Source organism: Pseudonocardia bannensis (genome assembly GCF_012911875.1).
Lineage (GTDB): Bacteria > Actinomycetota > Actinomycetes > Mycobacteriales > Pseudonocardiaceae > Pseudonocardia > Pseudonocardia bannensis.
This window is the reverse complement of the sequence record NZ_JAAXKZ010000174.1, coordinates 1-9507: the sequence shown is the minus strand read 5'-3', so window position 1 is coordinate 9507 and position 9507 is coordinate 1. Positions and strand designations below refer to the sequence as shown.

The following is a 9507-nucleotide window of genomic DNA, read 5'->3' as shown; positions in this document are numbered from 1 at the left end:
GCGGGAGGGTGGACGGGCGCTCCTCCGGCGGGGTCCCGCAGGCCGCCACGGTCAGGGTCAGCAGCAGCGCGCGGACGGCCCGTGCGACCGCCGCCCGACCCCAGCGCCCTCGACCCCGTGAACCTCGACCCCGTGAACCTCGACCCGGACGACGGAACGCCATGCGACCACCTGCCTGCCTGTCCGCCCGCCGGACGCCAGCCATGCTCACCGACGCCCTGGTCAGCCGTCGACGGCCGTCTGTCGCAATCGGCGCCCACGAGCCGGGCGCCGGCCGCGGTTCCCTCAGCCGAGCGCGATCGCCGCGTCCGGCTCGACGGCCCGGAACGTGAAGCTCTCCTCGAGGTAGAGGTGCACGGTGTCGGCGTCATGGTGGCTGTAGCCGATGGACAGGTCCTGCCCGACGTCGAGCAGGAAGTCGCCACCGCGCTGGCTCATCACGACCGCGCCGTCCACCCCGGGCGCCCACACGATCGCACCGCCGAGGATCCGCTTCAGGTGATCGAACAGCAGGTAGCCGCCGTGCTCGGTGGTCTCCACGATGCGGGTGTAACCGTCCGGCCCGATCGCGAGCGCGTACGGGCCCTCGATCCCGGCGAGGCGCAGCGTCTCGACGGCGCGGGCGACGATGCCGGGGTAGGCCTGGGCGTCGGTGCCCAGCGCGGGCGCGGGGTACGGCGAGACCGCGACGATGCCCTCGATGCCGGCGGCGGGCCACCCGTGGAAGACGGCCCGGTTCTCGATCTCGGCGGCCTGCCGGGCGGCCCGGGCGAGGTCGTCGAACTCGGGGTCGGCGGCGCCGCGCTGCACGTCCTCGATCTCCCGGCGGTCCACCGTGAACGGGACCCGGAACTCCGCCAGGGGTAGCACGCGGCGCTGCCGGGCCAGGACACCCGCACCCGAGGTACCCGGCGGCGGGCCGTCGAGCGGGGTGGTGCGGCCGAGGTCGGCCGAGGAGTGCTTCCAGCCACCGGGGCCGGTCCAGTCGGCGAGCCGGCGCCCGGCCAGCAGCGGCGTGAGCCGCTCGCGGGCCTCGTCGTCGATCTCCTTCCACGCGATGGGCGGGATCGGCGCGAGGTCGCGCAGCAGGTGGTCCACAGGTGTCACGCTCATCGCCCCTTCAGGCTGCCGATACCCAGTGACCCGTCGACGGTGCGGTCGTCCGGCGGGTCGATCTCGCGTTCGATGTCGCGCACGTAGCGCTCCGGGTCCTTGTCCCCGGTGTCCAGGGCCCGGGTGGTCTCGTGCCGCGTCATGAACTCGGCGAACCGCTTGCCCAGCGACTCGCGCAGCCCACTGGGCGCGTTCAGCCGGAAATCGGCGAGGCCCTCGTTCTCCTCCTCGCCCATGTGCTCGTCGTTGGCGACGCGGGCCCGCCCGACGGCCTCCCACCACGGGCGGCTGCCGATCGGGTGCCGCGCCGCGTCGTGCACGCCGTCACGGATGTCGTTGTGGTCGCCGATGGCGTCGAGGGTCTCGTCCTCGGCGTCGTCACCGTGACGCAGCAGTTGCGGGTAGAAGATCTCCTCCTCCGCGATCGCGTGCACGTCCAGGCGGGCGGCGAGGGGCTCCCAGACGCTCCGGAGTGCGTCCGCGTCCATCGGGGTCTGGGCCCGCAGGTCGTCGAGGGCGGCGAACTCCCGCCGGAACCACTCGTGATCATCGAGGATCAGCTGGGTGATGTCGGGCACGGCTCGCGACGCTACTTGGTCCGGGCTTGCGCGGCGCGCTGGAGCGTCACCGTCCCGGGTGACGTACCGGTAGGGCGATCGGATCCCACCAGCGCATCCGAGTGGTCGAGGGTGCGATCGCGCTCCCGTCCCGGAGCGGGACGGGGCCCGGGAGCGGCGCCCCCTGCCGGTGGTCCTGCACGAGCCGGTGCATCCGCCGGCCCACCCGGTGGTAGAAGCGCAGCTGGGTGTCGCGGCCGAACAGCCGGAAGCCCAGGCGGATGATCGGGTTCGGGATCGGTCCGCGCCGCGAGTAGGCGTGGATCCAGAACGTCACGGCGCCCGTCTCGAGGTTTTTCGCCACCTCGTAGCTGAGCTTGCCCTGCTCCAGGTGCCCCTGCAGGGTGCGGTAGGTCCACCCCCACACCCGCTCCCGGCCGTTCGGGCCCGCACGCTCGGCGTCGATGACGTCGGTGACGCGGACGCCGAGGTAGAACCGCAGGGCGAGGTAGCGCCCCTCGAGAAGCATGTCCCTGCCGAGCAGCGGATCCTCCGGACGGAAGACGCCGCGCAGCAACCGGTGATCGGTGAACTCGTAGCCCTGCACCAGGGCGCAGGCGGTCTCCCAGACCCCGCCGGGCGTCGGCGGTCCGGGAGGCTCGGTGCCCAGCACGGCGTAGCCGGAGTCGACGTGCCAGCGCGGGTCACCGGCATGCCGGGGAGCGTCGGACTCGTCGTAGTTGACGTCCCGGTCGCGGAGCTCGGCCAGCTCGGCGACGAGGTCGGCGGCCCTCAGCGGGACCGTCCCCGCTCGTACTCCCGGACGGACTGCGCGATCAGCCAGAACATCGGCGGCCACAGCCCCACGAACAGGGCCCGGCGCTCGGCGTTGCCACGCTCGTCCTGGTCCACGGTCTTCGCCCGGATCCAGAGCCCGACGCACAGGCCGATGGACGCCAGCGATACGGCTTGCAGGTGGACCGCGCGGACACCGCCGCGGTGCAGGAGCTTCCCGACCGTCACATCCGGCACGTTCCCCGCCGGTCGTGTTTTCATGCCCGGATGTCTCTGCTGTGCCGCACGGCGGCGACCGGGACCCGTCGCGACCGCCGGGTGGCAGCGCTGGTGCGCTGGCCCCTGGGGCTCGCCCTGGTCTCGTGGCGCTACCTGTGGCGGACCACGCCGATCCACCGTGTCGATGAGGAGGGCGGGGCCGAGGATCTGCCACCGGACCTGCCCGCCGCGCACACCGACGAACGGGTGCAGCGGATCGGCGAGGGCCACGGACCGCTGCTGCACCGCCGCTACCAGGTGTGCATCGCCGACCCCCGGTGCGACGCCGAGAAGCTGATGCGGCAGATCGCGTCCGACCCGAACCGGTGGTCGCCCTCGGAGTTCGCCGTGTTCAAGCAGACCCGTGGAGGGCCGGGACCGATGGCCGAGGGCGATGAGTTCCTGATCCGGCTGCCCGGCCCGTGGGACGGCCCGGTCCGGGTGGTGGCCGTGGACGACACCGGGTTCCGCTTCGCCACGCTGGGCGGGCACCTGGAAGCCGGACAGATCGAGTTCCGGTTGCGGCCGGACGGGGACACGCTGCGGTTCGAGATCGAGTCCTGGGCCCGCCCGGGCGACCGGCTCTCGCACCTGCTGTACAACCGGCTCCGGCTGGCCAAGGAGGTGCAGTTCAACATGTGGATGCACGTGTTGCTGCGGGTGGCCAGACTGTCCGGCGGCCGTCCGCGCGGCGGGGTCACCGTGCACACCCGTCGAGTGGCCGAGCCGCTGCTCGGGTAGCACGCTGATCGGTGATCGTCCGCCGCTTCGCCGTCCCCGGGGGACGCCGAGCCGCCGACCGGGATCACGGCCCCGGTGTGCGCGGTCCGGGATGCGTGACGTGGCGTCCGGACTCGCGATCGCCCCGGCCCCGCCGGGAAGCCGCTGCAGGTCGCGCTCGCGATCCGCATCGCGGACGCCTCGTGCTCCGGGTCGTCGCCCGTCAGCGGGCCTCATCATGCAGTGCGCGGCGGCAGCACGCAGAACGTGTTGCCCTCCGGATCGGCCAGCACCACCCACGGCAGATCCGGTTCGTCGGCGACCACTCGGGCGCCCAGCGCCACGAGCCGTGCCACCTCGCCCGCCTGTGACTCCCCGTCGGAGGGGGCGATGTCCAGGTGCAGCCGGTTCTTGCCGGCCCGCGGCTCGGCCACCGGCTGGAACAGCAGCGCTGCCGCGCCGGGGCCCTCGCCGTCGAGCTGGACGTAGTGCAGTCCCCGCGGGTCGGCCCACCGCCGGACCGTCCCGCGTCCGAGCGCCCGGGACCAGAAGGCCGTGAGCAGTTCGCTGTCGTGACAGTCGACGGCGACGGCGATCATCCGGCTCACCACGGCACCAGGGTAATCCGTGAACCCGCTCTGATCTGCGGGAACAGCGGACCGTGCGCCCCCGTTCAGACAGATGTGGACGAGCGGAGCGCGCACGGGTGGCTGGCGGCCGCACGTGCCGACGTGCTGGCCCGCCGCGAGTCGCTGACGCGCCAGTTCGACGCGATCGTCGAGGCGTCGGCGTTGACGACCCACGACGACGAGCACGACCCCGAGGGAACGACGATCGCGTTCGAGCGGGCGTCGGTGCAGAGCCTGCTCGACGGTGTCCGGCACGATCTGGAGGCGCTCGACCGGGCCGAGGAGCGGCTGCGGGCGGGGACCTACGGCCGCTGCGAGCGGTGCGGGGGCGAGATCGCTGACGCCCGGCTGGAGGCGCTCCCCGCCACCACCACCTGCATCGCCTGTGCCTCGCGCCCGCGCCGCCGCTGAGCCCGCTTGCCGTGCCGGTCCGTTCCTACGCCCAGCGACCGGCGGCCACCTGCGCGTGGAACTGCTCCACCAGACCGTTGAACAGGGCCGGTTCCTCCAGGTTGGTGAGGTGCCCGGACCGGGGGAGCACCGCCAGCCCGGCGCGGGGCAGGGTGCGTTTGAGCATCAGGTCGGCGTCGAGCACGTCGTCGTCGCAGTCGCCGGCCACGATCAACGTCGGGACCGCCATCGCGGCGAGTTCGTCGCGCAGCGCGTACAGCGAGGGCCGGGCTGCCTGCACCCCGCGCATGGTCAGCGCGGCCCCGGTCACGTCGTGTTCGGCGAGGATCCGCAGGTGCTCGGCGTACCCGGCCGGGTCCTTGGCGCGCAGTTGCAGCCGGGCCGGGCTCGCGCCGTAGCTGCGTGCCACCTCGACGGCGCCGTCGGTGTCATAGCGGGCGGCCAGGTCCTGCGACGTCGCGCGGAACGCGTCGGCGGCATCGGGGTGTGCGCCGTACCCGCAGCCCGCGACGACCAGCGAGCGCACCCGGTCCGGATGCCGCAGCCCCAGGTGCAGTGCGCAGAAGCCGCCCATCGAGTTGCCGATGACGTGCGCGGTGTCCACGCCGGCCGCGTCGAGAACCGCGACGGCGTCGGCCACCGCCCGTTGCTGGCTGTAGGCGCCGGGATCGGCGGGGACGTCCGACGGCGGGTACCCGCGGGCGTTGTAGACCAGGCAGCGGTAGCGCCGCGCGAAGTGCGCGACCTGCGGGTGCCAGGAGCGGGAGTCCCCGCCGAACTCGTGGATCAGCAGCAGCGGCTCGCCGCTGCCGGTCTCCTCCCAGTGCAGGGCGACGCGGTCGTCGGTCGTCGCACGGGGCACGGGCTCAGCGGGGGCCGTAGACGACGAACGTGTTGCCCCACGGGTCCCTGGCCACGGCCCGGACCTCGTGGGGGCCCTGCTCGGCGCCGCTCATCACCGATCCGCCCGCATCGGTGATCGCGGTCAGCGCCGCCGCCACGTCGGCGACCTTGAACGACGCGGCCGGTACCCCGCCGGTGACGTCCTCCTCCGGGCCCGCCAGCGCGAGCGTCGTGCTCCCCGCGTCGAGCGCGGCGTAGCGGTCCCCGTCGGCGAACTTCAGGCCGAGCCCGAACGTGTCGTGGTAGAACGCCACGGCGGCACCCACGTCGGCGACGGGGTGCAGGACGTTGCCGATCTTCGTGGGTGCGTTCTCGCTGGACATGTGGGGTGCTCCGCTCGCCGGGCCGGTGGGTCAGGAGCCACCGTAGATCGCCGGCCGGGGCAGGGGGAGTCCCAGTCCGGGACACCGCCTCGGCTGACGACCGCGAGGAACCCGGCGCGGGCCGCGTCCCCGGCGTCCGTGGAGTCCTGGAGGCCTGGGTGCAGCGGACCTCGTCGCTCGTTGACGTGACCTGCGTCACGCGGGTACGTTCCCGCCGCGTAACGAGATCGCATGTCTCGTCACCCCGGCGGCCCTCGACAGCACGCGGCGGTGAAGTCTGCGGTTCGCCTCGGCCGTGACCGGTGGCCGCGATCGGCAGTACGGGAGCCAGAGCCACGCCCTCGAGCTGAGGAGATCACCGCGATGAGCGGCTACGACCCGCGGACGAGCACCGGGATCCCGACCGAGCCGGTGGGTTCGCTGCCCCGGCCCTCGACCCTGCAGGCGGCGTACGCGCGCTACGACGCCGGCGAGATCGGCCGTGACCAGCTCGAGGTCGAGCAGGAAGCGGCGGTGCGCGACTCGATCCGGCGTTTCGAGGAGACGGGCTCGCCGATCATCTCCGACGGGGAGCAGCGCTGGTCCAGTTTCGCGACCTATCCGATCACCGACACCCTGGCCGGCACCGGCCTGGCCGACAACCTCTCCGGTGAGAACGGCCAGTTCTTCGCGATCTTCGCCGACGGCCACCACCGGCAGCTCCCGCGGCTGGTCGGCGGTCCGTTCCGGTACAAGAACTGGGCCGCGGACTCGCTGCGCAGGTCGCTGGAGATCGCGAACCGGCCGATGAAGCAGGCCGTCATCGCCCCCTCGATGCTCGCGCTGCTCTACCCGCTGCACGAGGAGGTCCCCGGCTACTCGCGCGAGCAGTTCGAGGAGGACCTCTGCAACGAGACCGAGAAGGACATCCGCAAGGCCTTCGAGGCGGGCGCGGCGCGGGTGTCGGTGGACTTCACCGAGGGCCGGCTCGCGACCCGGGCCGATCCGCGCAACCCGTGGACCGGGGCCGGGATGCTGCCGCACTTCATCGAGCTGAACAACCGGGTGCTCGACCGGTTCACCCCGGAGGAGCGCGTCGACATCGGTCTCCACACCTGCCCCGGCGGCGACCGGGACTCCGTGCACTCCGCGGACGTGCCCTACAACAACCTGCTGCCGTCCATGTTCCGGATCAACGCGGGCTACTTCCTGATCCAGCTCGCCAGTGAGCGCGACAAGGACCCGGTCTACGAGTCGATCGGCAAGCACCTGCGGTCGGACGCGAACGGGGTCACGCAGATGGCCTACGTCGGTGTGATCAACCCGCTGAACCCGCGCATCGAGGGCCCGCAGGAGGTCGCCGACGCACTGATCCGGGCGGCCAACTTCATTCCCCGCGAACAGCTCGGGGCCACCGACGACTGCGGCTTCTCCCCGTTCAGCATCGACGAGAAGCCCAGCCACGGCTCCCCGGACTACGCCCGGGACGTGGCCTTCCAGAAGATCAGGAACCGGGTCGAGGGTGTCCGGACAGCGGCGGACAAGCTGAACATCCCCGTGGCCTGACCCTGTCACAGCGCCGCCGGATCCCGCGGGACCGGCGGCGCTGTGCCGCCCCGAGGAGGCCCGCACGTGGACGACGACCGCACCAGCCCGAGCCTGCTGGACCTGAGCGTCGCGGAACTGCTCGACTCGGTCGCCCGACGAACCGCGGCTCCCGGCGGTGGCGCCGCCGCGGCGCTGACCACCGCCCTCGCCGCGGCGCTCACGGCGATGGCGGCGCGCTTCGCCGGTCCCGGCGCGGCGGGCGCGGCCGGGGCCGCCGCCCGCGCCGACGAGCTGCGAGCCGTCGCGGCGGCGCTGGCCGACGCGGACGTGGCGGCCTACCGCGCCTTTCGGACGGCCGCGCGGACCCCGCGCGAGGACGACCCCTGGATGTGGCCCTCACGGCTGCGTGAGGCGCTCGACGACACCGTCGACGTCCCGCTCGACGTCGCCACCGTGGCACGGGAGATCACCCGGCTCGCCGCCGGCCTCGCCCGCGAGGGCAACCCGCGGCTGCGCGGGGACGCCGCGACCGGCGCGCTGCTGGCCGCCGCGGCCGCGTCCTCGGCCGCGCTGCTCGTGACCGAGAACCTGACCGGCGAGCCCGACGACGTCCGCACCGGGCGTGCCCTCGGGCTCGCCGCGGCCGCCCGACGGACGGCGCAGGGCCTGCTCCCGCGGACGCCGGGTGAGATCCGCCCCGGCGCGTTCTGAACGACCCGCCGGGTGCGACGATCGGCCCAGCGCCCCCCGGCCCGGCCAGGGCTGTCGGACGGTGCTGCGCCGTATCGGTCGGAGTACACGGAGGAGAACAGCATGAGCGAGCCCCAGTCCCGCGTCGCGATCGTCACCGGGGCCGCCCGCGGCATCGGTGCCGCCACCGCGGAGCGGCTGGCCCGTGACGGGTTCGCCGTCGCGGTGATCGATCTGGAGGAGTCGGCCGCCGAGGGCACGGTGGAGGCGATCGAGGCGGCCGGGGGCCGGGGGTTGGCGGTCGGGGCGGACGTGGCCGATGTCGAGCAGGTCGAGGCTGCGGTGGCCCGGGTCGCCGCCGAGCTCGGGGCGCCGACGGTGCTGGTCAACAACGCCGGGGTCACCCGGGACAACCTGCTGTTCAAGATGACCGAGCTGGACTGGGACACGGTGATGGGGGTGCACCTGCGCGGGTCGTTCCTGATGAGCCGGGCGGTGCAGAAGCACATGGTCGCCGCGAAGTGGGGGCGGATCGTCAACCTGTCGTCCACCTCGGCGCTGGGCAACCGGGGGCAGGCCAACTACTCCACGGCCAAGGCCGGGCTGCAGGGTTTCACCAAGACCCTCGCCATCGAGCTGGGCAAGTTCGGGGTCACGGCCAACTGCATCGCGCCCGGGTTCATCGTCAGTGACATGACCAAGGCGACCGCGGAGCGGATCGGCGAGGACTGGGAGACCTACGTGGCCGCGCGGGCCGCGCAGATCCCGGTGGCCCGGGCCGGGCAGCCCGAGGACATCGCGCACACGGTGTCGTTCCTGGTCAGCGAGGGGGCGGGCTTCGTGTCCGGGCAGGTCATCTACGTCGCCGGCGGACCGAAGGCCTGACCGTCCCCCGCGGCCGGCCCGGCCCGGCCGCCCGGAAGCGGTCCCGATCCCCGGTGCGCGGCAGTCCGGCCCCGGAGCCGGATGTCGCGCACCGGCGCGGGACATGTCCGGTATGGTCGATTCCGATGATCTTCACGGGGCGACCGCCGCGAACGTGGCCGATCCGTGTCGCGATCGTGCTGGCGCTGCTCGCCGGGCTGGTCGGCATGCACCAGCTGCCGGTCGCCGGTGACGGGCACGGCGCGGCGACGGGCGCCGCCGACCCGGTCGCGCCCGCCGCGCACCCGGCTCCCGAGGCGGCACCCGCCCCGGCCGGTCTGCACGATGAGCACGGTGAGCACGGTGAGCACAAGGACCTGCTGCACCTGTGCCTCGCGGTGCTCACCGCGATCGGCCTGCTGGTGGCCGCGGCCGTGCTCCTCGGCCTGCTGCGGACTGCTCCGCTCGCTCCCCGCCGCCCGGCCGGAATCCGCATCCGGCCGCGCGGCCCGCCTCCACCGGTACCCCGGCGACTCGCCCAACTCTGCGTGCTGCGGCGCTGAGGAGAACCGATCACCCGGTTCCCTCAGCCGATCACACGCACCCGGAGACCTCTGATGAGCACCACCGCACGTACCACCATGACCCGCACCCTGAGCGCGGCCCTGCTGGCGGGCCTGACCCTCGCCGGCTGTTCCAGCCCGGCCGGCCCCGCCG

The 9507-nt window shown here is 73.5% G+C and carries 13 protein-coding genes; 6 read left to right on the top strand and 7 right to left on the bottom strand.

All coding sequences use genetic code 11. The annotated features are described in order from the left end of the window. Positions 1–285: 285 nt before the first annotated feature. The 4 genes from HF519_RS27950 to HF519_RS27935 are packed head-to-tail and all read right to left on the bottom strand — an operon-like array spanning position 286 to position 2693. Positions 286–1113, bottom strand: coding sequence for a family 1 encapsulin nanocompartment shell protein (locus HF519_RS27950; RefSeq protein ID WP_211170689.1), 828 nt, complete (start codon positions 1111–1113; stop codon positions 286–288). Then, positions 1110–1691, bottom strand: a complete 582-nt coding sequence (locus HF519_RS27945; RefSeq protein ID WP_169415974.1) for a hemerythrin domain-containing protein — start codon at positions 1689–1691, stop codon at positions 1110–1112. Before HF519_RS27945 ends, HF519_RS27950 begins: the two co-directional genes overlap by 4 nt. Positions 1692–1737: 46 nt before the next feature. Then, positions 1738–2529 (bottom strand): DUF1990 family protein, encoded by a 792-nt coding sequence (locus HF519_RS27940; protein WP_312860400.1) that lies wholly within the window; start codon positions 2527–2529, stop codon positions 1738–1740. Beyond that, complete coding sequence (locus HF519_RS27935; RefSeq protein ID WP_312860399.1) at positions 2463–2693, bottom strand: hypothetical protein; 231 nt, start codon at positions 2691–2693, stop codon at positions 2463–2465. Before HF519_RS27935 ends, HF519_RS27940 begins: the two co-directional genes overlap by 67 nt. A gap of 39 nt (positions 2694–2732) precedes the next feature. Between HF519_RS27935 and HF519_RS27930 the strand changes: the two genes are divergently transcribed. Continuing rightward, positions 2733–3464: a DUF1990 family protein gene (locus HF519_RS27930; RefSeq protein ID WP_169415972.1), complete on the top strand. Its 732-nt coding sequence runs from the start codon at positions 2733–2735 to the stop codon at positions 3462–3464. Between the two features lie 215 nt (positions 3465–3679). On the opposite strand, the gene HF519_RS27925 is transcribed toward HF519_RS27930, so the two are convergent. Continuing rightward, entirely contained in the window at positions 3680–4054 is a 375-nt protein-coding gene (locus HF519_RS27925) for a VOC family protein (RefSeq protein WP_312860398.1), read from the bottom strand. A gap of 72 nt (positions 4055–4126) precedes the next feature. Between HF519_RS27925 and HF519_RS27920 the strand changes: the two genes are divergently transcribed. Then, positions 4127–4483, top strand: coding sequence for a TraR/DksA family transcriptional regulator (locus tag HF519_RS27920; protein WP_169415971.1), 357 nt, complete (start codon positions 4127–4129; stop codon positions 4481–4483). A gap of 25 nt (positions 4484–4508) precedes the next feature. Here HF519_RS27920 and HF519_RS27915 read toward each other — a convergent pair whose 3' ends face one another. Both HF519_RS27915 and HF519_RS27910 read right to left on the bottom strand, forming a co-directional pair. Then, positions 4509–5345: an alpha/beta fold hydrolase gene (locus HF519_RS27915; protein WP_169415970.1), complete on the bottom strand. Its 837-nt coding sequence runs from the start codon at positions 5343–5345 to the stop codon at positions 4509–4511. 4 nt (positions 5346–5349) lie between these two features. Continuing rightward, positions 5350–5709: a VOC family protein gene (locus HF519_RS27910; RefSeq protein WP_169415969.1), complete on the bottom strand. Its 360-nt coding sequence runs from the start codon at positions 5707–5709 to the stop codon at positions 5350–5352. 363 nt (positions 5710–6072) lie between these two features. On the opposite strand from HF519_RS27910, the gene HF519_RS27905 reads away from it, so the two are divergent. From HF519_RS27905 to HF519_RS27890, 4 genes are all read left to right on the top strand, one after another. Then, positions 6073–7254, top strand: coding sequence for a uroporphyrinogen decarboxylase/cobalamine-independent methonine synthase family protein (locus tag HF519_RS27905; protein WP_169415968.1), 1182 nt, complete (start codon positions 6073–6075; stop codon positions 7252–7254). Positions 7255–7320: 66 nt separating this feature from the next. Then, positions 7321–7947, top strand: a complete 627-nt coding sequence (locus tag HF519_RS27900) for a cyclodeaminase/cyclohydrolase family protein (RefSeq protein ID WP_169415967.1) — start codon at positions 7321–7323, stop codon at positions 7945–7947. A 102-nt stretch (positions 7948–8049) separates the two neighbouring features. Beyond that, on the top strand, positions 8050–8811 hold the full coding sequence (gene fabG, locus HF519_RS27895; RefSeq protein WP_169415966.1) for a 3-oxoacyl-ACP reductase FabG: 762 nt from the start codon (positions 8050–8052) through the stop codon (positions 8809–8811). A 125-nt stretch (positions 8812–8936) separates the two neighbouring features. Then, positions 8937–9353, top strand: a complete 417-nt coding sequence (locus HF519_RS27890) for a DUF6153 family protein (RefSeq protein WP_211170688.1) — start codon at positions 8937–8939, stop codon at positions 9351–9353. Positions 9354–9507 lie beyond the last annotated feature (154 nt).

Coding starts and splice junctions, on each gene's coding strand:
- HF519_RS27950 (WP_211170689.1), bottom strand. CDS start 1,113: ATGAGCGTGACACCTGTGGACCACCTGCTGCGCGACCTCGCGCCGATC.
- HF519_RS27930 (WP_169415972.1), top strand. CDS start 2,733: ATGTCTCTGCTGTGCCGCACGGCGGCGACCGGGACCCGTCGCGACCGC.
- HF519_RS27910 (WP_169415969.1), bottom strand. CDS start 5,709: ATGTCCAGCGAGAACGCACCCACGAAGATCGGCAACGTCCTGCACCCC.
- HF519_RS27905 (WP_169415968.1), top strand. CDS start 6,073: ATGAGCGGCTACGACCCGCGGACGAGCACCGGGATCCCGACCGAGCCG.
- fabG (WP_169415966.1), top strand. CDS start 8,050: ATGAGCGAGCCCCAGTCCCGCGTCGCGATCGTCACCGGGGCCGCCCGC.
- HF519_RS27890 (WP_211170688.1), top strand. CDS start 8,937: ATGATCTTCACGGGGCGACCGCCGCGAACGTGGCCGATCCGTGTCGCG.